This window comes from Rubrivirga halophila, assembly GCF_046845755.1.
Lineage (GTDB): Bacteria > Bacteroidota > Rhodothermia > Rhodothermales > Rubricoccaceae > Rubrivirga.
Genome location: NZ_CP177357.1, coordinates 166,458 through 187,232, shown reverse-complemented (window position 1 = coordinate 187,232; position 20,775 = coordinate 166,458). Strand labels below are relative to the sequence as shown.

Genomic DNA, 20,775 nt, shown 5'->3' with positions numbered 1-20,775 from the left:
GCTCCCGTTGGGCATCGCGCGCCGACTTGACGCCGGCCGCCGCGTCGGCGATCCTGGCCGTCCCCCACGGACGTGCCCATGACCGCCCTCGACGCCCTGTACCTCGTCACCGCCGTCGGGCTGGCGGCCGGCGCCGTGGCGCTGGCGACCACCGGGCGGGCCGGCGCCTCCCGAGCCCTGGCCGCCGTCTTGGCGGTGAACGCCGCCCTCGTGGCGCGGGGCGTGTTGGCGGGTGCCGTGGCGTGGGTCGGGTCGACGGCCGCGACCGTCGTGGCTGTGTCGCTGTTCGCCGCCGTCCCGCCGCTCGTGGCGCTGGCGGCCGTCCGTGCACGCTCGGGCGGGCCGTTGAGGGCGGGCGACGTGCTCGCGCTCGGGCCGTTCGTCACGGCCCTCGTGTCGCTGGGCGTCGCCGCGATCGTCATGGGGGGGTGGCCGGGCGGCCTCGTGGAGGTGCTGACGATCGACGCGCTCAACGTCGTCGCGATCGCGTCGGTCGCCGTGGCGGTCGGGGCCGGCCGCGGGCTGCCGACGCGCGCCCGGCGCGCCGGGGCCGTCGTGCTGGCCGTCTTCGTGGCGCACTGGGCGGCCAGCCAGACCGGCTGGGTGCTGGGGCTGGCGGGCTCGCCGCAGGCGGGCGCGTTCGAGGCCGCCTCGGTGCTCTTGCTGCTGGCGTTCGGGATCGGCGCGGCGGCGTGGGGCCTGCGCCGCCTGCCCGCGGCCCTGCTGGCAGCGCCGACGCCGCTCGTCCCCCCGGTCGAGCCCCCCGAGATCGCCCCGGACCCGGACCCCGAGCGGGCCGCCGCCGACGCCGCGCTCGCCGACCGACTCCGCCAGCTGCTCGACGGCGAGCGCGTCTGGACCGACCCCGAGTTGACGGTCGAGACGCTGGCGGACCGCTTGCGCGAGCCGACGCGCGACGTGTCGCGCGTGCTCGGCCAGATCGGCGGCGGGTTCCACCAGGCCGTCGGCGCGCGGCGCGTGGCCCAGGCACGGCGCCTGCTGGCCGACGAGCCTGAGGCGACCGTGCTCGAGGTCCTTTTCCGGGCCGGGTTCAACTCGAAGTCGGCCTTCCACCGCGCCTTCCGCCGCCACACCGGCCTCACGCCGACGGCTTACCGCCGGGCCGTCGCCGACGGCGCCAGCGGCGACGGCGCCGCCCCAGACGTGTCAGTTCCCGTCCCGGGACGACCGCGCGCGGACCCGGGCTGAGGTTGGGGGCCGACGCTCTCCCCCACCCCATGCTCCGCCTGCTCGCGCTCGCGCCCCTCGTGCTGGCCCTCTCCTGCGACACCCTGCGCGTGTCGCCCCCGTCCCGCGCCGACGGCTGCGACGTGGCCTACCCATCGGCCGACGCCACCCCCTACGTCGTCCCCTTCGCGCCCGGGACGCGCGTGACGACCGGCCTCGCCAACTGCTCCAGCTCCTTCCACGGCGAGGGCGAGCCGGACGCCCTCGCGACCGACTTCGACCTCCCGACCGGCACGCCCTTCGTCGCCGCCCGCGCCGGCCGCGTGGCGTTCCTCGACGAGGACGAGCCCAGCACCGGCGGCGGGTCGGGCAACTACGTCTTCGTCGACCACGGCGACCGGACGGGCGCGTACTACCTCCACTCCCCGGCCGGCGGCATCGCGGTCGAGGTCGGCGACGAGGTGGCCCGGGGCGACACACTCGGCGTCGTCGGACGGTCCGGGCTGGCGGGCTACCCGCACCTCCACTTTATCGTGGTCGAGGGCGACCCGTCGTACCCGTACCGCGGCGTCCCCGTCACGTTTTCGAACGCGTCCCCAGCGCACGCCCCGCTCCGCACCCGGACGACCTACGAGGTGCTCCCGTAACCGACTCGGAGAGCTCGCGTAGCCCGGCCTCATCTCCACCCCGCCTCATGCGCCACCTCGCCCTCGCCCTCGCCCTCGCCCTGCTCGCCCCCGCCGTCTTCGCCCAGACCTCCGACCACGACCAGGTCGTCGAGGCCGTCTCCTACTACCTCGACGGCGGCACGGCCGGCGACTTCGACGTGCTGGCGCGCGCCTTCCACCCGTCCGCCACGATGCGCTGGCTCGACGGCGGCGACTACCGCGACGTCAACGCGCTCGACTTTTTCCGGCGCGGCATGGAGACCCGCGACCCCGAGGCGCCGCCCTCGAACCGCGTGACCCGGGTCGCCTCGGTGACCGTCTCCGGCGACGCCGCCTCGGCCGTCCTCGAGATCGAGTACCCCACGTTCACCTTCGTCGACCACATGACGCTGCTGCGGTTCGACGACGGCTGGAAGATCGTGAGCAAGGCGTTCCACCGCCGCCCGCACGCCCACACCGACTGACGTCGGCCCCTCCCTCCCCTCCGGACCGAGGGGAGGCGATCCAGAAAGTCGAACGGGCTGGGCCGCGTGTGAAAGCGGGGGAGCCGTGGCGCCCCATCTTGGGAGCTCTCCCAGCCGCTCGATGTCCGATCGCGCGTTCCAGTTCTGGCAGCGGTGGCTCGTCGCCGCAAGCGCCTTTTTCGTCGCGTTCGGCGTCGCCGTCGCCGTGTGGCCCGACGCCCCGTTCCTGGCGATGTGGACGGCCGCCGTCGCCGACCACTTTTACGGCGGCGCCGAGCCCGCGCAAGCCGCCGCGTTCCGCCGGTTCGTGATGGGGCCGCTCGGCGGGACGATTGCCGGGTCGTACGTGCTGGCCGCGCTGGTGGCCGCCATCCCCTTCGCGCGGCGCGAGCGGTGGGCGTGGTGGGCGCTCGCCGGCTCCCTCGCGCTGTGGGTCGTGGTCGACTCGACAGTGTCGCTGGCGCACGGCGCCGGTTCAACGTCTGGATGATCAACGCCGCCCCGCTCGTCATTTTCGGCGTCCCCCTCGCGGCGACGTGGTCCGCGTTCCGGGCGCGCTAGCCGACCAGCCGGAGGTGCTGAGGCGTCTGGCGGGGCACACGCTCGATGGTGCCCCGCGCCTCAAGGTCCAGCTTGACGGCCATCACGTACCACGAGACAGAGCCCTCGAACGTGTCGCCGATCCGAGCCTTGACGGCGCGCCGGAGGTCGCTCAGCATGACGGGCCCGTCCGCCAGCTCGGCCTCGATGGCGTCGCGGACCGCGCGGTACTTGGCGGCGTCGATGGTCGTGCCCTGCTTGTCGGGGTCGGGGTGGCGGGCGTGGATGCGGTCGGGCATGGGGACTGGGGGACTGGGGGACTGGGGGACTGAAGATGCATCGGGGCCGGCTCTCGCCGAGGTGCAGGAGGGGTCGACGTGCACTCCCCCCAATCCCCTCAGTCCCGCGAACCGGAGGCCGGCGCCAGCCAGCGCAGCGAGCGTCCCCACACCGTAGCTTGCGGGCGGAAGCCAGGGGTGCCGCCCTCTCCGGAGACCGCGGCTGAGACAGACCCTCCGCACCTGATCCGGCTCGCACCGGCGTAGGGAGTGCTTCAGCGGCCGCCCGCCGGCGCCGCCAGCCGCGCGGGCTCGGCTTCCAGACCCCCTCACGTTCTGGACCCGACCATGGAAATGCCCACGACCGCCGCCGCCAAGCGCGCTGCAAACGACGCCACGCACACGCGGCTGGAGGAGCTGTCCGAGGAGGTCCGCCGCCCCCTCCCGGGCAGCCGCAAGATCTACGTGACCGGCTCGCGCCCCGACCTCCGGGTCCCGATGCGCGTGGTCGACCAGAGCCCCACGACCGGGTCGTTCGGCGACGAGCCCAACCCGCCGATCCCGATCTACGACTGCTCGGGCCCATACACCGACCCCGACGCGACGATCGACTTGCGCGCCGGGCTGCCCTCCGTACGCGGGGCGTGGATCGAGGAGCGCGGCGACACCGAGCAGCTGGCGGACCTGAGCAGCCAGTTCGGCCGCGAACGGGCCGGCGACGCCAAGACCGAGAACCTCCGGTTCGAGCACGTCCACCGGCCGCGCCGCGCCAAGGCGGGGCAGACCGTGACCCAGCTCCACTATGCCAGAAAAGGCATCGTGACGCCCGAGATGGAGTACGTCGCCATCCGAGAGGCCCAGAACCTGGAGGCGCTCCGTGAGACCGACCCGGGCCTGTTCGCCCAGCACGCGGGCAACTCCTTTGGCGCCAGCATCCCGTCGGTCATCACGCCCGAGTGGGTGCGCGACGAGGTCGCGCGGGGCCGCGCCATCATCCCGGCCAACATCAACCACCCGGAGCTGGAACCGATGGCGATCGGGCGCAACTTCCTGGTCAAGATCAACGCCAACATGGGCAACTCGGCGGTCACGTCGAGCATCGCCGAGGAGGTCGAAAAGCTGACCTGGGCCACGCGCTGGGGCGCCGACACCGTCATGGACCTGAGCACGGGCCAGCACATCCACGAGACGCGCGAGTGGATCTTGAGGAACAGCCCGGTCCCGATCGGCACGGTCCCGATCTACCAGGCGCTCGAAAAGGTCGGCGGCACGCCCGAGGACCTCACGTGGGAGCTGTTCGCCGACACGCTCGTCGAGCAGGCCGAGCAGGGCGTCGACTACTTCACGATCCACGCGGGCGTGCTCTTGCGCTTCGTCCCGCTCACCGCCAGCCGGCGCACCGGCATCGTCTCGCGCGGCGGCTCCATCATGGCCAAGTGGTGCCTCGCGCATCACAAGGAAAACTTCCTCTACACGCACTGGGAAGAGATCTGCGAGATCTGTGCGGCCTACGACGTGTCGTTCTCGATCGGCGACGGCCTGCGCCCCGGCTCGATCCAGGACGCGAACGACGACGCCCAGTTCGCCGAGCTCTACGTCCAGGGCGAGCTCACCAAGACCGCCTGGAAGCACGACGTGCAGGTCATGAACGAGGGCCCGGGCCACGTGCCGATGCACATGATCCAGGAGAACATGCAGAAGCAGATCGACTGGTGCGGCGAGGCCCCGTTCTACACGCTCGGCCCGCTCACGACCGACATCGCGCCGGGCTACGACCACATCACGTCGGGCATCGGCGCGGCGATGATCGGGTGGTTCGGGTGCGCGATGCTGTGCTACGTGACGCCCAAGGAGCACCTCGGCCTGCCCAACCGCGACGACGTCCGCGAGGGCGTCATCACGTACAAGATCGCGGCGCACGCGGCCGACCTCGCCAAGGGCCACCCGGGCGCCCAGGCGCGCGACAACGCGCTGTCGAAGGCCCGCTTCGAGTTCCGCTGGCAGGACCAGTTCAACCTCGGCCTCGACCCCGAGCGCGCGTGCGCCTTCCACGACGAGACGCTGCCCAAGGAGTCGGCCAAGGTGGCCCACTTCTGCTCGATGTGCGGGCCCAAGTTCTGCTCGATGAAGATCACCCAGGACGTCCGCGACTACGCGGCCGAGCACGGCGTCGACGTGGAGGCGGCGATCCCCGAGGGGATGCGCGAGAAGTCGAAGCAGTTCGAGGCGCTCGGCGGCCAGATCTACCACGAGAGCCTGCCGGACGAAGCCTGAGCGCTCTCCGCTGGCGGTACGCGTCGCCAGCGGGAGGCGAACCTGTATGGGGACCCCGTGCTCGCGCAGCCGGCCAGGACCGTCGAGGCGAACGAGGGGTGAGGTTTACTCGTAGGGGCCGAAGAACCAGTTCCCCGGAGCGGCGGGGTCATCGCTGCAGAAATACTGCTCCAGCAGGACCGAAATCTCCCCTCGTGACAGGCTCCCGTCGGCATCAAGGTCGAGTCTGGAAAACACGTCTTCGGCCACCTCTTGGTCGAGCCCCATGATGCTACAGAATGTCATGTACTCATCGAAAGACACGACTCCGCTCCCATCCTGGCCCAACAGGTAAAACACGAACTCTCCGATGGGACTGACCACATCATCGTACATGCCCTCGGTCGAAAGCACTGTTTCCCAGTACGAGTACCATCCGTCCAACGTGACCCCGCGCCCCTGGTCCGTGTCTGCCATTGTGCTCATGCTGTCCCAGGCTGTCGAGAAGCGTGAGCGCAGTTCCTTCTCCTCGGTCGAGCCCACCTCCAGCCCACGCGCCTGGGCGATCTCCTGAGCGACCCGATTGTAGTCCGACTTCCTAAGGACACCGTCGTCGTCGGCATCATGGAGATTGAAGAGGTTCGGCAGCTTTTTTTGTTGCAGGTCGGTCAGCATGGCAGAGGTAACCCGAGGGTACGTTGGGGAGGTGGACGGCATCACGAGCACGGAACGCCACCCTGGCGACGGGGCCACCGCAGGGGGAGGACGATTCAGTCCTCCTCGCACGGGAAAAATGGTCGAGGCCAGAGCGCGGCGTCTCCGCTCGTCGGTGGACCCCGCTCGTACAGAGCGAGGACATACGGTCATCCGCAAAACACACGGATGCGGGATCACCCGCCGTGGGTACCGCGGGGCAAGACAGCCTCGGGGGCACCGCGGAGGGCGGCACCACGGCCTGACCCCACCTGAACATCCCAGGCCCGCCCGTGAACCTCCGAGGGTCTCGACTGGACCTCGGGGCGTTCTTCGTTCAACCTCCGAGGGTCTCGCCTGAACCCCGGAGGGTCACGGTTGACCCTTGGTGGTCCTCGGCTGAACCTCGGGGGGTCTCCGTTGGGCCTCTGGGGTTCTCGGGTGACGTCTTTCCGCCGAGCGGAAGCGGGCGCGGGCCGCCAGCGATGCACCGGGACCCTGGCCTCCCGACAACCACGACCGACCATCCCCGCGATCGATCGATGTCGGGTGCGAGCGCTGGAATTCGGCACGCCCGCCCTATCCTGCGCTCGCACCCGCCCTCCCAACGATGCAGGACTCGACCCTCGCCTCGCTCCCGCCCGCAGACACGGTGGCGACCGACACGCTGGCCGCCGTCGACTCGACCGTGGCGCTGGCCGCCGACGTCGCCGACGTCCCCTTCCTGTTCTGGATCAAGGCCCTCTTCATCCTGGCCGGGGCCTTCGCGTTCGGCACCGTCGTCGGGTGGGTGACCTACCGCACGATCCGGCGGTCGGAGACGACCGGCCTCGCCGACATCGCGGCCGTGATCGGGGCCGTCGGCGGCGCGGCGGTGCTCGTGCTGTTCCCGGCCGGGACGGCCCTGTTCGGGGCCTACGGCATCGGCCTCGCCGTCGGCTTTTTCGGCTACCTGTGGAAGTACTTCAAGACGTACGGGCTCGACGCGATCCGCACCAACCCCGGCGACCACAACATTCTGGGCCAGCCCGAGCACGGCCCGCCGACCGTCCCGAGTGGCCGGGGGCCTGCGAACCTCGAGCCATGAGCTACCCGGCCTCGGCGCCGAGGCGGAGGCTGGCCAGGCCGTAGAGCGTGTAGGCCAGGCCGAACAGGTTGCCCTTGTTGGCGAGCTGCCAGCGCACGTCGCGGAGGGCCTCGCCGGCGGAGGCCCCGCCCAGCATCGCGCGGTAGACGGACTCGGCGACCTCCGTCGCCACGGGCAGGCTGACGGTGACCTCGGTGCCGATCACGCCGCTCGCGGCGACCGAGCCGAACACGCTCACGAAGCTGACGATCTGGCCCGGCCGGAGGTCGGAGGTGTGGCAGCCGTTGATGAACACGAGCGGCGCGCGGGCCTCCCAGGCGTCGAGGTCGGGGCCGGTGGCCGCGTTCCGGGCCCAGCTGGCGAGCGTGCCGTCGGCGTGGATCCGGTGGGCGGGGCTGGTGCCCGGCCCGATGGAGAGGTAGTCGCCCTTGTCGTCGCGCTCGCCGTGGCAGAGGACGTACAGCAGCTCGGGGGCCCGGAGGGACGGCTCCATGGCGGCCCAGTCCGTCGCCGGGTGCGCCGGGGCGAACGCGAGGCCGAGGTCCTGGAGCGCCGCGAGGTGCCGGTCGATGGTCGTGGCCGGCAGCCCGGGGTCCGTCGTCCGCCCCGTGGCGACGCGGGGGGGCGTCGAGACGCGGACGCGGTCGCGGGCCTCGACGGCGAACCGGACCCCGTCGGACGTCGTCAAGCGCGACAGGGGGGACTCCACGACGTGCTTGAGGCCCCAGAACCCGAAGGGGCAGATGGTGGTGTCGGTGTGGGCGTCGGCGTGCGGGCACTCGGTGTGGGTCGCCGTCCGGACGCCCGCTCGGGTCCACTCCTCGATCACGCGACAGGGCCGCCAGTCGCGGACCTTCGAGTCGTTGAGGGGAAGGTCGTAGACGAGGGCCCAGGGGAACGCGAATTCGAGCGAGGCCGCGCGCGCGACCTGGATCAGGGAGCTTTCCGCGAGCACCTCCTGCAGGTGCCGCTGCCACCGCACCGGCGAACAGCCCCCGCCCTCCTGCACCACGTCGGCGAACGCCGCGTTCCAGAGCGCCCGGCCGATGGGCGCGAGGCGGTGCAAGTCCATCACGAACGGGTCGCGCGGCTTTCCATTCGTGGCGGAGAGGCCCGGCCGGTCGCCGTCGCGGACGATGCCGGCGTCGGTGTTGCTCCAGGCGTAGTAGCAGCCCCAGAGTGCGGCGCGCGCGTCCTGGACGAGGCCCGCCAGGCCCGTCGCGTTGTACTCCGTCCACCCGACCGGCCGGCAGCTGCCGTCGGCCGGCACGGCGGCGCCGTCGGCGCGGGTTTGCACCAGGATCCGGTGGTCGCCGGGCGCCTCGCCGTTGACGGTGAGGGCGAGCCGCACCGGGACCTCGTCCGCGTCCCCGATGCGGACCTTGCGCCGAGCGTACTGCTCGTCGAGCCGCTCGAAGGAGCCGCTCAGGGCGTAGTCCACGTGGATCGGCGCCGCGTCCGCCGCGCCCCGGCCGTCGCCGAGGCGGACCTCCACGCGCGCCGACTGCACCACGTTCGTCTCGAACGTGAGCGAGAGGCGCCCGCGGAGCCGCCCGCCGTCGAGGTCGGCGTCGGCCGGGACGGCGAACCGCAGCGCGAGGTCGCCGACGGCGCCGACGGCGTCGCCGTCCATGACCGCGCTGGGGCCGTTGACGCGCGGGACCCAGATCCGGCCCGTGCGCAGGTGCGCGTGGCGCGCGCGCGGCGCGCCCCGGTCGTACGTCGGCCGGACGGCCATGTCCGGGACGGGCGCGTCGGTGGAGAGGGCCGGCGCCTCCCCCTCGGCGCCGTCGGGGACGAAGCCGAACGCGAACGCGACGTCGATGGCGTAGCCGTCGCGGTCGGGCGGCAGCGACGCGATGGGAAAGAGCTCCTTCCCCGTCACGACCGAGCGTGCGTCTTGCAGCCCCACGCTCACGAGCAGGGCGGCGTCGTGGCCGAGCGCGAGCGCGTCGGCTCGGCCGAGGTCCCGGTCGGTCGTCTCGTCGTGGAAGTGGGCGTTGAGCGCGCGCGGCGCGCGGTCGGCCGCCTCCAGCACATCCGCCATCGCCTCGGCCTCCGCCAGCGCCTCGGCGGCCTCGGCCATCGGGACGGTCCCCTCGCCCTCGTGGTACCACTCGCCCCGGGCCTCGTCGTAGGCCCCCGTCGCCGCCTTGATCCGGCGGGAGGCCTGCTCGGCGGCCTCGGCCGATCGGACGCGGATCGAGGCGGCGTCCTCGGCCCACACGTCGTCCGCGCCCCGTCGCCGGTACCGGAGCTGCGAGGCGTGCACGAAGTCCCGCATCTTCGCGGCCAGGTCCGGATCGGCGCCCTGCCGGGCCACGGCGCGCTCCGTGACGCGCGCCGTGCGCTCGCGGAGGGCCTCCAGGTGCGGCACCATGTCGAGGAGGGCACCGGCGTCGTCCCCCAGGAACAGCGCGCCCTCCATGCCCTCCATGCCGGCCCACGCCTCCATCTGGCTCAGCTTCGCGTTGTGCGCCAGGTTCCGGAAGAAGGATCCCATGGTGTACGGGTCGACGCGCTCGACGACCAGGACCGCCGGGCCTCCCTGGGCCACGATCCGCTCGGCCGTGGCGTGGTCGGGCGCCACGTCCGGGACGGCCTCCTCGCGCAGTTGGTGGATGAGGAGCCTCGTCTCGTGCTGGAGGACCTGGGGGAGCACCGTGCCCTCCCACGCGCCGCCGCCGTCCCCCTCCAGCATGTCCGGGTCGAGGTGGCCGGCGTGTAGATGGACGATGTCGAACGGCGGCGCGTCCGACTCGAACGGGTTGCCCCGGTACACGATCGGGGGCAGGTCGTCGGCGAGGTCCGGGAGCTGGTCGCGGACGAAGCGCTCCAGGTCGTCGTCGGACCACCCCGGGCACCAGACGGAGAGGTCCACGATGCCCCGGACCGTCGCCCAGGGCCGCCCCGCCAGGGAATGGATGCCCTCGCCCAACACCCCCCGGAAGACACCGGCGAGCGGGAGGAGGTCGGCCGCGCCGGGCGGCACCGTGGGGTGCACCGCGTAGAGGTAGCGGAACGGGAGCGAGAAGGCGGCCTCAGCCGCCCGGTGCCGCTCGGGCACATGGATCACCTGAATCATCGCACCGGCCTCGGGGAGTACGGTTCGCAGTGTAGGGCACGGCGACGATTCTCCGACGCACCGACCGTCAGATGAGCCCTGGGCCGCGCTAGCGGAGCGCGAACGTCAGCGGGACGGCGAAGCGGACCCGGACAGGGACGCCGCCCTGGGTGCCGGGCGTGAACGACGACGCGCGCACGGCCGCCAGCGCTGATGCGGTAAAGTCGGGGTGCGGCGACGACACGACCTCAGCGCACTCGACGGCGCCGGTCTCGCCGACGACGAACTGGACCAAGACGGCGCCCTCGACCCCCGCGCGGCGCATGCGCTCGGGGTAGACGAGCCGCCGCTGCAGGCCGGGCAGGCCACCGATCAACTCGGGCGAGACCTCGGCTCCGGGATCGACCGCAGGCGTCTCAGCGAGCGCCTCCGCCCCGTCGCCGGCGAGCTCGTCGACCCAGTCCTCGACGGAGAAGCACGACGGAGAGCCCGGGCGGGGCAGCGCGAACGCCGCGCCGCGCTCGCCGCGCTGGCCCGAGTAGATGGTGAGGCCGAGGTCGCGGAACGACGGGGCCATCACGTAGCGGCTGGCGACGACGACCCGGGCCAGCGCGTCGGCGTAGGGCTGGGCCGTGACGGTCGCCGTGTTGGTCTGGCCCGGCCGGCGGTCGCGGACGACGAGCCGGCCATCGGTGCGGTCGAGGCTGAGAACGTCAGATCCGGCGGCCCAGGCGGCCACCGAGTCGAGCGCGGCGGCCGGGGTGCCGGCGACGAGGAAGGCCACCTCGGCCGTCTGGGGCTCGGAGGGGACGGCGAGGCACCCGGCGCCGACGGCGAGGCACACGAGGAGAGCGAGGGAGCGGAGCATCGAGCGCGTGGGGGGCTTGCCCGAAGGTCGCCGCCCATCGCGACCTGGGCAACGATCCCGGCGCGGCCTGTGCGCCACGCCCGACTACCGAGCGCGGCGCCAGATCTGGGTCCGCCCGATCGCTCGGATCCCTAGAAAGCCGCGCACGCGGAGCCGGTCCGGGCCGTCGAGACGGAGCACACCCCGGTAGCTACGTCCGTTCGTGGGGTCGTTGAGGCGCCCCCCCGCGAACTCGTCGCCGCCCCACACCATGCCCTCGATGATGGGGACGGTCCGCAGATCGACGCCCTGGTAGCGGCCGTTGCAGTCGTCGCAGCGGAATTGGGGGACGGGGTAGGCGGCGGTCGGGAGCAGCCGGACGATGCGGCCCACCAGGACGCCGTCGGCCTCCGTGATCCGGATGACCGACTGGGCCTCCTCGCCGTCGTCGCTGTAGGTCACCCACTCGCCGAGGTAGGCGTGCGCGTCGGCCGGGAGCGACTGGGCGGCGAGAGCGGGCGCCGCGAGGGCGGCGACCAGGACGAGCGCGAGGCGAGGCATGGCGGAGAGGGCGTGGGCGGACGGAAACGGGCCCGGACCGCCTATCGGGTCCGGAGAGAGAGGATCGGCGGTTTTTTCGTCAGGTTGAGCGGCGCCGCAGCCCGGCGCCGAGTCGGGGCGCTAGCCCGTTCCCCCGATGTCGTCGGTGCGCGCGGCGACCGCCTCGTAGTCGTCGCGGCCCGAGAGGATGGCGGCGACCTCGCGGTGGCGCACGCGGACGGCAGCGCGGTCGGCCTCGACGCCGAGCGCGTCGGTCGCGCCTTGCAGCAAGGCGTCGGCCTGGGCGCGCAGGGCGACCCGCTGGGACGCGTCCGTCGCCCGGCCGGCGACCTCGCCGATCGTGCCGAGCGCGTGGAGCACGGCGTTGCGGTCGGTCGCGAGATACGGCCGGAGCTGGCCGTAGACGCCGTCGACGAACTCGGCGTACGTCGTCGGCTCGGCGACCACGCGGAGCGCGCCCGTCTCGTCGTGCCGCGTGGGCTCGGGGAAGTCGCGGTCGGCGAGCGCCTTGAGGGCCGCCGCGAGCCAGTCGAGGCACGAGATGGCCGTGAACGGGTCGTTGACGCCGGGCGACAGGGCGCGCGCGGCGATCTCGACGAGCTCGTCGATCAGGAACCGCACGTCCTGGCGGGCCGAGCGCTGGGCGCCCCACGCGAACGCCACGCGGATCTCGTCGGCGGCCGCGGCCGTCACCCGATCGGGCGGCCACGCCAAGACCAGGGCGTCGCCGTCGGCCACGAAGTCGCCGGGGCGGTGGCGGATGCGCAGGATCACGTCGTGCTCGGTCGCCAGCGCCAGCAGGGCCTCGGCGTCGACGCCGCGCACGTAGCCGGCGCTGTCGGCGGCGACGCGGCGCGCCTGGGCGAAAAACTCGGGGGGGACGGCCGTGAGGGCGTCGTCGTCGGCGTGCGCCTCGCGCGTGGTGTCGCCCTCGCCGATGCGCTCAGGGAAGAGCGTGTCGAGCTGGTGCCGGAGGTCGCGCCCAATCCCGGCCACCAGGTTCGAGACGTGGATGCTCTCGGGGACGTGGTGGATAAAGAAGATGAACACGCCGATGGAGGCGAGCGCCAGCGCGAGGGCGGCCAGGATCGCGATGTGGGGCACGAACTCGGCCCCGCCACCCTCGTCGGCCGAGCGGATCGTGCGGAGCACGAGGAGCCCGTAGAGGAACGTGGCGATAAAGGTGCCGAGCGTGATCTGGTTGCCCCGGTCGTCCATGAAGTTGCTCAGCAGGCGGGGCCCGTACTGGCCCGTCGCGTAGACCACGCTGGCGATCGTGATCGAGAACGTGACGCCGGCCACGCCGATCATCGACCCGGCGATGGTCGACAGGAAGGCGCGGGCGCCGTCGGGCTTGTTGCCGGTCAGGAACGAGACGCCGTCGATCCAGTCCGGCCCGACCCGCTCGTCGATGCCGATCAGCGCGAGGGCGAGGGCGCCCGCGGCGAGCGTCATCAGCGACGGGATGAACCAGTAGCTGGAGCGGACGTCGTCCCAGAGGTCGAGGAGGCGGGCAGTCGAGTCGGTCACGGCGTCGCAAGCGGGGACCGGGCGAACGCCGCGTCGGCCGCGTGGGGATCCGCCGGGCCCGGCGCGCCGCGTACGTTGCCGCACGCCGCCGCCGCCCCGATGCACCCCCACGCCGCCCTCCTCACGCAGTTCTACGCCGCCCTCTCACAACGCGACGGCGACGCGATGGCGGCGTGCTACCACCCCGAGGTCCACTTCCGGGACCCCGTCTTCGACCTCCGGGGCCCGCGAGCGGGCGCGATGTGGCGGATGCTCTGTGCTCGCGGGAAAGACCTCACGGTCGTGGCCTCCGGCATCGCCGCCGACGACGACGCGGGCGCGGCGCATTGGGAGGCCGACTACACGTTCTCCCAAACCGGTCGCCCGGTCCACAACGTCATCGACGCGGCGTTCACGTTTCGTGATGGCCTCGTCGCCACGCACCGCGACACGTTCGACTTGTGGGCCTGGACCCGGCAGGCACTCGGCGCGCCAGGCCTGCTGCTCGGGTGGTCGCCGGTCCTCCAGAACAAGGTGCGCGCGACGGCCGCCAAGGGCTTGGACGCCTACATCGAGCGCCACCCCGACGCCCTCGGCTAGGGTCTGTCACGTGAGTCGGTCTGCTGGCGAGCGAGAGCCGCTGGCGGGGCCTGCAAGGCGTCCGACGAGTGCGATGCCCAAGCATCGGACGAGGAGGACACCGCGAAGCGACGGCGTCAGCCCACGTCGCAGGGCGCGTCAGCGGCCTCGCGGAGCCCAGACCCGGATTCACGTGACAGGCCCTAGCCCACGAGCGCGGCGACGGCATCGGTCTGGCTGACGACGCGCTCGGCGGCGAGCATCGCGATCCGGCGGCGAACCTCGGCGTCGTTCGCGAGCGCGAACGCGCGCTCGTCGGCCGTGAGCACGCCGAGCACGAGCCCGAGCACGACGCGCCCCAGCCGGGCGTCCTGCTTCATGCGTTGCGCCAGCCGTGCCCGCTGGTCGGCCGGGTCGAAGGCGGCGAAGCCCGGGACCTGCCGACGGACCGTGTCGGCGACGACCGCGAGCAAGGCATCGTTCTGGAGCTTGAGGACGGGCCGCAGGGTCCGGTGCAAAAACGCCTCGGCGGGCGTGTCCGCCGGCCCGGCCGAGATCGTCGGGCGCAAGCCGAGGAGCGCGGCGTCGCGGTCGGCCATACCTAGGCCGTGCGCAGGCCGGGGTCGCCCTCGCGCGACAGGAACCGGTTCCAGCCGCCGACCAGCACGCCCGAGACCAGGGCCCCGATGGCGGCCATCCCGGCCAGGCTCAGCGTCAGCAGCCACGTGCCCCGGCGGTGCGTCGCGAGCACGATCTGGTCGGTCGCCGGCGACACCACGATGGGCAGCGTCATCGTCTCGCCCTCCGCAAGCGTGAGGTAGTCGACCTCGATCTCCTTGAGCAGGATCATCGGGAGCTCGACCTCGCGCTCGACGGGCGCGCTGGCGCCGGGCGGCGTGTACCGCAGGCCCACCTGCCCGCTCGTGATCTCGCTCCGCTCGCGCAGCGTGAGGTCCGTGACCGCAGCCTGGACGACGGTGCCCGAGGCGTCGACGGCGCGCTGCTCGAGCCCGGCCCGTGTGGTGGCCACGGCGATGACCACGAGCAGGAGCGGGAGCGCCCACAGGGCGCGGGCGGCGACGGGGTGCGAGAGGAACGTCATCGGGGCGGGCGGGCGCGGGGTCCGTCAACGGGGACGGCTCGCGCCGGGTGCCCCTTCGCGGCGGTTTCGCGCGGCGAGGGCGCCGGCGTGTGCCGGGTCGCTACTCGGTCTCCTCGAGCGTCATCAGGTAGTCCTCGACGCTCCCGACGCTCACGCGCGTCTCGCCCTTGATCTTGCGGGCCTTGATGCTGCCCTGGCGGATCAGCTTCTGGACCTGGTTGCGGTCGATGAGCTTGAGCAGGCGCCGCGCCTCGGTGCGGCTGACGGTGTCCTCGCGGTACTCGCCCGCGAAGCCCTCCAAAAACTCGATCGTCGACTGGTCGACGGCGATGAGGCGGGTCTCGACGTTCTGATCGGAGACGCCCCAGTCGAGGTCGGCGCTGATCAGGCCGCGGTCGGTCCAGCGGACGAGCGTCTGGCGCGAGATGCGGAGGGCCTCGGAGAGCTCGTCGAGGCGGAGGGTCTGGCGGAGGTCGGTGGTCATGGAGCGGTGAGCCGGAATCGTTTGGACGGGGACGCTTGTTGAGACAGACGTCTTACTGTACGGGACGCGAAAAGGTCCCGCGCCCGGCTGGGGAAGCCCCCTATCTGAAGGCCCGATCCGTCAGTTCCGCCAGGACATCGGAGGTGATGACCCGCCACGTGGGCGCGGCGAGCGCGCCGGTCGAGGTCCGGCTGAAGGTGGCCCGTACGAGCAGCGTCTTGCCCCGGTCGCTGGCGTCCTCGGCGAAGGAGGCCGGCGTAAAGCGGAACACGAAGCTGGCGGAGGTCGGGTCGAACCCCAGCTCGCGGCCGACGAAGTCGGCCAGGAAGCCCGCCTCGTCGGTGATGACGCCGCCGTTCGCGGCCCGCTCGTCGATGACGACGGTGCGCGGGCGGCGCTCGTCGGTGGAGTGGAAGACGCGGACGCGGGCGGCACGCTGGGCGGAGTACGTCCGCCAGGTGAGTGTGCTGTCGAGGACCGGGTTGGTCTGGGCACAGGGGGCGACGGCGGTCGCCAGAAGCCCCACGAGGAGGAAGCGCAGCATCGGTCGGATGGCAGGTCGTGGGGGAACGACGTCTCACATAGACCCGCGAGACGGCCAGACATAACCTCGCGCCCGAACTTTATTTCCAGACCTCGTCGCCCCGCGCGATGTGGACGGCCCGCCAGCAGTACCACGCGGCGACGCTCCGCCAGGGCGCGTACGGCTCGCCAAGCACCCCCATCGCCTTCGCCGTCGGGCGCTCGGCGAGGCCCTGCACGATGCGGACGCCCTCCTGCACGCCGAGGTCGGCGACGGGCCACACGTCGGGCCGGCCGAGGTTGAAGATGAGCACCATCTGGGCCGTCCACGGGCCCACGCCGCGGACGGCCGTGAGCGCGGCGACGACCTCGGCGTCGGGCATCGCCAGCAGGGCGTCGCGGGTGGGCAGCGTCCCGGCCCGGCGGCGGGCGACGAGGTCGCGGAGCGCAGCCACCTTGGCGCGCGACAGCCCGCACGCCCGGAGCGCGGCGTCGTCGGCCTCCCCGACGGCGGCCACGTCCAGCGTCTCGCCGTCGCCGAACGCCGTCAGCACGCGGCCGTGGATGGTGGCGGCGGCCTTCGTCGAGAGCTGCTGGTACACGATCGACCGCAGCAGGGCCGGGAGCGTCTCGTCGGGCCGGAGCTCGATCCGGGGCGGCCCGACGCGGGCGATGGTCTCGGCGAGACCCGGGTCGGCGGCGGCGAGGGCCTGGCTGGCGGCGACGCCGTCGTAGAGGGGAGACATGGGCGGGGGCAGGGTGTGCAGAAGGATCGCCCCAGCGGCTGACCCGTGTCGTGTCGCTCGCGCTCAGCAGCCCGGCGGGCCTCCTATCGAGAGGCCCAGCCCATCGCGGACGGCGATCCTCAACGGGTCAGGTACGATTCCCCGCACGGTCGCCGTGGCCAGTTCGCGGCGCGGGGGGTAATCGCGGCGCAAGGCGGCGAAGGCGGCGGCGCGAGCCCCGCCCGAGGTGCCCGCGAGGGCGGCCCGGAAGCGGCCGTCGTCGGCTCGGACGTCATAGACGCGGCGGGCGAGGGCGTCGAGCCACGCGGCCGGGGCGGGGGCGGCGGGCGGGGCCTCGACGAGCGGGCCGGAGCCCAAGGCGTCGGCGACCGCCCACGGCGCGACATCGCCCGCGAGCCACCGGTGGAGAGCCTCCGCGAGCATCGCCGTGCCGCGCGCCTTGGCGTCGGCGGCGTACCCGGCGGTGTGGGGCGTCGCCAGCGCGGCGGCCTCGACCAGGGCGGGGCCAGGCGTCGGCTCGGCGGGCCACGTGTCGAGCACGACCGGACGCGAGCGTGCCAGCGCGAGGGCGGCGCCGGGCGTGACCACGCGGCCCCGGGCGGCGTTGACCAGCCAGGCGCTGGGGCGCATCCGGCTCGCCCCCGCCGCGTCGATCAATCCCTCCGTCGGCCACGCGCTCTCCGCGGCCGTTGTGAGCGGCGTGTGGAGCGATACGATGTCGGCCCGGTCGAGGACGGCGTCGAGCGGGTGCCACTCGCCCGGGTCGCCGGCGGCGTCTCGGGGCGGGTCGCACGCGAGCACCGTCATCCCCAGCGCGCGCGCGCGCGGCGCCAGCCGCCCGCCCACGGCGCCGACGCCGACGACGCCCAGCGTCTTGCCCGCCAGCGCCTCGCCCCGATCGGCGGCGACGGCCAGCAGCGACGCCAGCACGTAGTCGACGACGGACGCGGCGTTCGAGCCGGGCGCCGAGGCGAACGCGATGCCCTGCGCCGCGAGCGCGGCCGGGTCGACGTGCTCGGTGCCCGCCGTCGCCGTGCCCACGAACCGGACGCGCGTCCCGTGGAGAAGGGCGCCGTCGACACGCGTGACGCTGCGCACGAGCAGCACGTCGGCGTCGGCGAGCGCGTCCCGGGTGATGTCCGCGCCCGGGATGCGGCGGACGGCCCCCCATCTTCCGAAAGCGGCTTGGGCGAAGGGGATGTTCGCGTCTGCGACGATGTCCAGCGGAGCGGGCAACAGGTGTCGGAGGCGTCCAGCGAGGTGGTCACAACGGCTCACTGCGGTGGACGATCCGGTCGGCGGCCCCCTTTCTGGAGGGGCCCCAGCCACGATCTCGTGTGAAAACGACCGACGGGCACAGGCCTTGGAGGCATGGCAATCGCCGCTTTCCTCGTCCTTCACCGTTCTGCCTCACGACCTCCGTTACTCCTTCACTGTCTTGGCCAAGCTTCTGCGTTGGACACGGCAGACCCTCAGAGCTCAAGCCCCCCGGACTCGTATGCGGAACGTCAGCAAGACCCTCGGCACCGGCCTCGCCATCACTCTGGCCGGCATGCTGCCGCTCCTGGGCCTCTTCTTTACGATCCACGCCGCGACCGACCTGTCGGGCGATGAGGTCCCGGTCTCGCTGGTCTCCACTGGCCCCCCGGCATTCGCGCTCGACACCGTCACCGAGGACGTGCTCTGGCTCGCGCGGTGCATCTACTCCGAGACGAAGCGGGCCGAGGAGCAGGAGCTGGTGGCCTGGGTCGTCCGCAACCGGGTCGAGACCGGCTACCGCGGCGAGACCGAGTACGAGGCTGTCGTGACCGACCCGTACCAGTTCAGCGCCTTCAACCCCGGCAACCCCAAGCGCCGGCTCTACACCTCGCTGACGCCGTCGGCCGACTCGCCGGCGTTCGTCCAGGCGCTCCAGATCGCGCACGACGTGTACCACGCCCCGGCGACCGCGCGGCCGTTCCCGACCAAGACGCGCCACTTCTACAGCGAGCGCTCGATGGTGGGCGGTGCCGCCCCGAACTGGTCGGCCGGGCACGCCCCGGTGCGCCCGACGCGCTTCCGCATCGACCCGCGCCGGTTCCGGTTCTACTCGGGCGTCGCGGCCGCGCTGAAGCTCTAAGCGCAGCGGCCTGACTTTGACCTCCGGGGGATGCGGCGAGCCCGCGTCCCCCTTTTTTTGTCCCGTATGCGGGCGGTACGACCGACCGCCGGGAGCGCCATCGGGGCACGGGCGTAGTCCTCGGCCCCCTCCCCCACGCCGATGGTTCGCCTCCTCGTCCTCTCCGCCGTCCTGGGCGCGTGCTCTGGCCCCGCGCCCTCCACCGACGCCGGCGAGCCCGCCTGGGCCGTCGAGCCCGCGCCCGTGTGGGCCGCCGACGGGCTCCGGTTCGCGACGTTCAACGGCGAGTTCCTGTTCGACGGCCTCGGCGACGAGGGCGAGGCCACGTTCGACTGGAAGGGCGACCCGGCCAAGGCGCGCGCCCACCGCGACGCCGTCGGCGCCGTCGTCCGCCAGCTCGACGCGGACGTGGTGCTGATCCCGGAGACCGAAAACCTGGCGGCGCTCCAGATGCTCGTCGACGAGTCGCTGGCGGGCCTGGGTTACACGGCCGTCCTGGTCGACGGCCGCGACTCGTTCACCGGTCAGGACGTGGGGCTGCTCACGCGCGTCCCGGTCGAGGAGGCCGGGCGCGACGACGGCCGCGTGCCGGTCGGCGTCAGCGACCAGCTCTACGGCGTCTCCAAAAACCTGTGGGCCCGGCTCGCCCTCCCCGACGGGACGCCCGTCACGGTCGTCGGCGTCCACTTCCTGGCGCAGCCCGACAACGTGGAGCGCCGCGACCGCCGCGAGGCGCAGGCCGAGGTCATCCGCCGGCGGGTCGAGGCGGAGCTCGCGCTCGGCCGCCAGGTCGTCGTGCTGGGCGACTTCAACGACTTCGACGACGCCGTCCTCGACCGCCGCGGCTCGCGCCCGATCACCGACGTGCTGGCGACCGTCAAGCGCGCCGGGCCGAGCCCGGACGACGACCTCGTCACCGTGCTCGGCGACGTGCCGCAGGCCGAGCGGTACACGGCCCTCTATGACCGCAACCGGAACGGGACCGTCGACCCCGGCGAGCTGTCGGCCATCGACCACATCCTGCTGTCGCCCGCGCTGTACCGCCGCGTCGTCGACGTGCGCTACGTGCATTCGCACGACCCGCGTCGGGTGAGCGACCACTTCCCCGTCGTCGTGACGCTGGCGGAGTAAGCGGGCGGGGGCTGGGGCTGGCGGAGACTCTGACGCGCGGGCGGTCCGATGCACGGGCGTTCCTGCATTTCCTCCGGATCCTCCCACGCCCGGGCCCGGTTGACACCTGCCCGCCCTCTCGGGCTCCCCTCTCCCCCCCGTCCCCATGCCTGACGACCGCCCCGACGCCGCCCTCTGGCAACGCGCCCTCGATGGCGACCGCGACGCCTTCGAAGAGGCGCTCGCCGCCCACACCGACACCCTGCGCGCCGCCGCCGAGCGCCAACTCGCCGTCGAGCGTGACGTGGTCTCCGACGAGCCCGTCGACCGCTCGGCCGTCGTCGACCTGACGCCGAACGAGCTGGTCGGCGAGACGCTGCTGCGCGCCTGGGACTTGCGCTCGCGGTTCGACGGCTCGCGCCTCGGGTTCCGGTCGTGGCTGCTCGGCCTCCAGACGCGGTCGCTGGCGCGGTACACTCAGCGCGAGGACCGCTACGCCCGCCGCAAGGCCATCTCGCTCGACGAGGAGCTCCCCAACACCGAGGACCAGGACGCCGTCGGCGAGCAGTTCTACGAGTTCCGCCAGCCGTTCGACGTCGACACCTACGAGGAGATCATCGTCGGCGAGGAGCCGGCCGACCCGGTGCTCGGCGACGACGCCCGGCAGGCCGTCATCCTGCACGACGAGTTCGAGGTGCCGCTGCCCGACGTGGCCCAGATCCTCGACGTCTCGCTCAAGGACGCCGCCGCCGAGATGAACCTGGCCCGCGAGGGCCTGCGCGCGCGGATCGGCTCCGTCGACGACGCTCATGACGACGACCCCGTCGTCGACTCGTATACCGGCGACCCCCTGCCCGACGCGTAGGGCGCCGTATGGCGCTCGGCACCGGTACTTGGTACGAGGTACGCCGACCGTCTTGTCCGCATCGCGTACTCCGTGCCGAGTGCGCCGCCCCCCTCC

General features: G+C 72.9%; 22 protein-coding genes and 1 riboswitch. Of the genes, 10 read left to right on the top strand and 12 right to left on the bottom strand.

Annotated elements, in window-relative coordinates:
- The first annotated feature begins 78 nt into the window (after nucleotides 1–78).
- From ACLIRP_RS00800 to ACLIRP_RS00785, 4 genes are all read left to right on the top strand, one after another.
- On the top strand, nucleotides 79–1,209 hold the full coding sequence (locus tag ACLIRP_RS00800; RefSeq protein WP_412062047.1) for a helix-turn-helix domain-containing protein: 1,131 nt from the start codon (nucleotides 79–81) through the stop codon (nucleotides 1,207–1,209).
- 29 nt (nucleotides 1,210–1,238) lie between these two features.
- A complete protein-coding gene (locus tag ACLIRP_RS00795; RefSeq protein ID WP_412062046.1) occupies nucleotides 1,239–1,835 on the top strand; it encodes a M23 family metallopeptidase in 597 nt (198 codons plus the stop codon).
- 47 nt (nucleotides 1,836–1,882) lie between these two features.
- Nucleotides 1,883–2,320 (top strand): nuclear transport factor 2 family protein, encoded by a 438-nt coding sequence (locus ACLIRP_RS00790; RefSeq protein WP_412062045.1) that lies wholly within the window; start codon nucleotides 1,883–1,885, stop codon nucleotides 2,318–2,320.
- A 121-nt stretch (nucleotides 2,321–2,441) separates the two neighbouring features.
- Nucleotides 2,442–2,810, top strand: coding sequence for a hypothetical protein (locus ACLIRP_RS00785; protein WP_412062044.1), 369 nt, complete (start codon nucleotides 2,442–2,444; stop codon nucleotides 2,808–2,810).
- 67 nt (nucleotides 2,811–2,877) lie between these two features.
- On the opposite strand, the gene ACLIRP_RS00780 is transcribed toward ACLIRP_RS00785, so the two are convergent.
- The gene (locus ACLIRP_RS00780; protein ID WP_412062043.1) at nucleotides 2,878–3,159 is read right to left on the bottom strand and encodes a DUF6958 family protein; all 282 of its coding nucleotides are present in this window, start codon (nucleotides 3,157–3,159) and stop codon (nucleotides 2,878–2,880) included.
- 163 nt (nucleotides 3,160–3,322) lie between these two features.
- Nucleotides 3,323–3,426, top strand: a riboswitch (TPP riboswitch).
- Between the two features lie 66 nt (nucleotides 3,427–3,492).
- Between ACLIRP_RS00780 and thiC the strand changes: the two genes are divergently transcribed.
- Nucleotides 3,493–5,412: a phosphomethylpyrimidine synthase ThiC gene (thiC, locus tag ACLIRP_RS00775; protein WP_412063733.1), complete on the top strand. Its 1,920-nt coding sequence runs from the start codon at nucleotides 3,493–3,495 to the stop codon at nucleotides 5,410–5,412.
- A gap of 105 nt (nucleotides 5,413–5,517) precedes the next feature.
- Here thiC and ACLIRP_RS00770 read toward each other — a convergent pair whose 3' ends face one another.
- Nucleotides 5,518–6,066 (bottom strand): EF-hand domain-containing protein, encoded by a 549-nt coding sequence (locus ACLIRP_RS00770; RefSeq protein ID WP_412062042.1) that lies wholly within the window; start codon nucleotides 6,064–6,066, stop codon nucleotides 5,518–5,520.
- Between the two features lie 628 nt (nucleotides 6,067–6,694).
- Here ACLIRP_RS00770 and ACLIRP_RS00765 point away from each other — a divergent pair.
- Nucleotides 6,695–7,171, top strand: coding sequence for a hypothetical protein (locus tag ACLIRP_RS00765; protein WP_412062041.1), 477 nt, complete (start codon nucleotides 6,695–6,697; stop codon nucleotides 7,169–7,171).
- A gap of 1 nt (nucleotide 7,172) precedes the next feature.
- On the opposite strand, the gene ACLIRP_RS00760 is transcribed toward ACLIRP_RS00765, so the two are convergent.
- From ACLIRP_RS00760 to ACLIRP_RS00745, 4 genes are all read right to left on the bottom strand, one after another.
- Nucleotides 7,173–10,256, bottom strand: coding sequence for a hypothetical protein (locus ACLIRP_RS00760; RefSeq protein WP_412062040.1), 3,084 nt, complete (start codon nucleotides 10,254–10,256; stop codon nucleotides 7,173–7,175).
- Between the two features lie 88 nt (nucleotides 10,257–10,344).
- Entirely contained in the window at nucleotides 10,345–11,103 is a 759-nt protein-coding gene (locus ACLIRP_RS00755) for an energy transducer TonB (protein ID WP_412062039.1), read from the bottom strand.
- An 84-nt stretch (nucleotides 11,104–11,187) separates the two neighbouring features.
- Complete coding sequence (locus ACLIRP_RS00750) at nucleotides 11,188–11,643, bottom strand: DUF2147 domain-containing protein (protein WP_412062038.1); 456 nt, start codon at nucleotides 11,641–11,643, stop codon at nucleotides 11,188–11,190.
- Nucleotides 11,644–11,763: 120 nt separating this feature from the next.
- A complete protein-coding gene (locus ACLIRP_RS00745) occupies nucleotides 11,764–13,173 on the bottom strand; it encodes a DUF2254 domain-containing protein (protein ID WP_412062037.1) in 1,410 nt (469 codons plus the stop codon).
- Between the two features lie 99 nt (nucleotides 13,174–13,272).
- Between ACLIRP_RS00745 and ACLIRP_RS00740 the strand changes: the two genes are divergently transcribed.
- On the top strand, nucleotides 13,273–13,752 hold the full coding sequence (locus tag ACLIRP_RS00740; protein WP_412062036.1) for a nuclear transport factor 2 family protein: 480 nt from the start codon (nucleotides 13,273–13,275) through the stop codon (nucleotides 13,750–13,752).
- A gap of 182 nt (nucleotides 13,753–13,934) precedes the next feature.
- On the opposite strand, the gene ACLIRP_RS00735 is transcribed toward ACLIRP_RS00740, so the two are convergent.
- The 6 genes from ACLIRP_RS00735 to ACLIRP_RS00710 form a co-directional block, all read right to left on the bottom strand.
- Nucleotides 13,935–14,330: a hypothetical protein gene (locus ACLIRP_RS00735; protein WP_412062035.1), complete on the bottom strand. Its 396-nt coding sequence runs from the start codon at nucleotides 14,328–14,330 to the stop codon at nucleotides 13,935–13,937.
- A gap of 2 nt (nucleotides 14,331–14,332) precedes the next feature.
- Nucleotides 14,333–14,833, bottom strand: coding sequence for a hypothetical protein (locus ACLIRP_RS00730; RefSeq protein ID WP_412062034.1), 501 nt, complete (start codon nucleotides 14,831–14,833; stop codon nucleotides 14,333–14,335).
- Nucleotides 14,834–14,933: 100 nt separating this feature from the next.
- Nucleotides 14,934–15,317 (bottom strand): helix-turn-helix domain-containing protein, encoded by a 384-nt coding sequence (locus ACLIRP_RS00725; protein WP_412062033.1) that lies wholly within the window; start codon nucleotides 15,315–15,317, stop codon nucleotides 14,934–14,936.
- Nucleotides 15,318–15,417: 100 nt separating this feature from the next.
- On the bottom strand, nucleotides 15,418–15,861 hold the full coding sequence (locus tag ACLIRP_RS00720; RefSeq protein ID WP_412062032.1) for a hypothetical protein: 444 nt from the start codon (nucleotides 15,859–15,861) through the stop codon (nucleotides 15,418–15,420).
- A 79-nt stretch (nucleotides 15,862–15,940) separates the two neighbouring features.
- Nucleotides 15,941–16,585, bottom strand: a complete 645-nt coding sequence (locus tag ACLIRP_RS00715) for a DNA-3-methyladenine glycosylase family protein (protein WP_412062031.1) — start codon at nucleotides 16,583–16,585, stop codon at nucleotides 15,941–15,943.
- Nucleotides 16,586–16,648: 63 nt separating this feature from the next.
- Nucleotides 16,649–17,821, bottom strand: coding sequence for a 4-phosphoerythronate dehydrogenase (locus ACLIRP_RS00710; RefSeq protein WP_412062030.1), 1,173 nt, complete (start codon nucleotides 17,819–17,821; stop codon nucleotides 16,649–16,651).
- A gap of 262 nt (nucleotides 17,822–18,083) precedes the next feature.
- Here ACLIRP_RS00710 and ACLIRP_RS00705 point away from each other — a divergent pair, with 262 nt between their 5' ends.
- The 3 genes from ACLIRP_RS00705 to ACLIRP_RS00695 all read left to right on the top strand — a co-directional run bounded on the left by ACLIRP_RS00705 (nucleotide 18,084) and on the right by ACLIRP_RS00695 (nucleotide 20,679).
- Complete coding sequence (locus tag ACLIRP_RS00705; RefSeq protein WP_412062029.1) at nucleotides 18,084–18,704, top strand: cell wall hydrolase; 621 nt, start codon at nucleotides 18,084–18,086, stop codon at nucleotides 18,702–18,704.
- 141 nt (nucleotides 18,705–18,845) lie between these two features.
- Nucleotides 18,846–19,835 carry an endonuclease/exonuclease/phosphatase family protein gene (locus ACLIRP_RS00700; RefSeq protein ID WP_412062028.1) on the top strand — a complete coding sequence of 330 codons (990 nt, stop codon included), beginning with the start codon at nucleotides 18,846–18,848 and terminating at the stop codon, nucleotides 19,833–19,835.
- 145 nt (nucleotides 19,836–19,980) lie between these two features.
- A complete protein-coding gene (locus ACLIRP_RS00695; RefSeq protein WP_412062027.1) occupies nucleotides 19,981–20,679 on the top strand; it encodes an RNA polymerase sigma factor in 699 nt (232 codons plus the stop codon).
- The last annotated feature ends 96 nt before the right edge of the window (nucleotides 20,680–20,775 follow it).

What these genes read in the sequence shown, in the direction of transcription:
- ACLIRP_RS00770 (WP_412062042.1), bottom strand. Translation starts at nt 6,066, where the DNA reads ATGCTGACCGACCTGCAACAAAAAAAGCTGCCGAACCTCTTCAATCTC.
- ACLIRP_RS00800 (WP_412062047.1), top strand. Translation starts at nt 79, where the DNA reads ATGACCGCCCTCGACGCCCTGTACCTCGTCACCGCCGTCGGGCTGGCG.
- ACLIRP_RS00760 (WP_412062040.1), bottom strand. Translation starts at nt 10,256, where the DNA reads ATGATTCAGGTGATCCATGTGCCCGAGCGGCACCGGGCGGCTGAGGCC.
- ACLIRP_RS00705 (WP_412062029.1), top strand. Translation starts at nt 18,084, where the DNA reads ATGCGGAACGTCAGCAAGACCCTCGGCACCGGCCTCGCCATCACTCTG.
- ACLIRP_RS00720 (WP_412062032.1), bottom strand. Translation starts at nt 15,861, where the DNA reads ATGCTGCGCTTCCTCCTCGTGGGGCTTCTGGCGACCGCCGTCGCCCCC.
- ACLIRP_RS00790 (WP_412062045.1), top strand. Translation starts at nt 1,883, where the DNA reads ATGCGCCACCTCGCCCTCGCCCTCGCCCTCGCCCTGCTCGCCCCCGCC.
- ACLIRP_RS00735 (WP_412062035.1), bottom strand. Translation starts at nt 14,330, where the DNA reads ATGGCCGACCGCGACGCCGCGCTCCTCGGCTTGCGCCCGACGATCTCG.
- ACLIRP_RS00765 (WP_412062041.1), top strand. Translation starts at nt 6,695, where the DNA reads ATGCAGGACTCGACCCTCGCCTCGCTCCCGCCCGCAGACACGGTGGCG.
- thiC (WP_412063733.1), top strand. Translation starts at nt 3,493, where the DNA reads ATGCCCACGACCGCCGCCGCCAAGCGCGCTGCAAACGACGCCACGCAC.
- ACLIRP_RS00795 (WP_412062046.1), top strand. Translation starts at nt 1,239, where the DNA reads ATGCTCCGCCTGCTCGCGCTCGCGCCCCTCGTGCTGGCCCTCTCCTGC.
- ACLIRP_RS00715 (WP_412062031.1), bottom strand. Translation starts at nt 16,585, where the DNA reads ATGTCTCCCCTCTACGACGGCGTCGCCGCCAGCCAGGCCCTCGCCGCC.
- ACLIRP_RS00750 (WP_412062038.1), bottom strand. Translation starts at nt 11,643, where the DNA reads ATGCCTCGCCTCGCGCTCGTCCTGGTCGCCGCCCTCGCGGCGCCCGCT.
- ACLIRP_RS00780 (WP_412062043.1), bottom strand. Translation starts at nt 3,159, where the DNA reads ATGCCCGACCGCATCCACGCCCGCCACCCCGACCCCGACAAGCAGGGC.
- ACLIRP_RS00695 (WP_412062027.1), top strand. Translation starts at nt 19,981, where the DNA reads ATGCCTGACGACCGCCCCGACGCCGCCCTCTGGCAACGCGCCCTCGAT.
- ACLIRP_RS00725 (WP_412062033.1), bottom strand. Translation starts at nt 15,317, where the DNA reads ATGACCACCGACCTCCGCCAGACCCTCCGCCTCGACGAGCTCTCCGAG.
- ACLIRP_RS00755 (WP_412062039.1), bottom strand. Translation starts at nt 11,103, where the DNA reads ATGCTCCGCTCCCTCGCTCTCCTCGTGTGCCTCGCCGTCGGCGCCGGG.
- ACLIRP_RS00700 (WP_412062028.1), top strand. Translation starts at nt 18,846, where the DNA reads ATGGTTCGCCTCCTCGTCCTCTCCGCCGTCCTGGGCGCGTGCTCTGGC.
- ACLIRP_RS00785 (WP_412062044.1), top strand. Translation starts at nt 2,442, where the DNA reads ATGTCCGATCGCGCGTTCCAGTTCTGGCAGCGGTGGCTCGTCGCCGCA.
- ACLIRP_RS00730 (WP_412062034.1), bottom strand. Translation starts at nt 14,833, where the DNA reads ATGACGTTCCTCTCGCACCCCGTCGCCGCCCGCGCCCTGTGGGCGCTC.
- ACLIRP_RS00740 (WP_412062036.1), top strand. Translation starts at nt 13,273, where the DNA reads ATGCACCCCCACGCCGCCCTCCTCACGCAGTTCTACGCCGCCCTCTCA.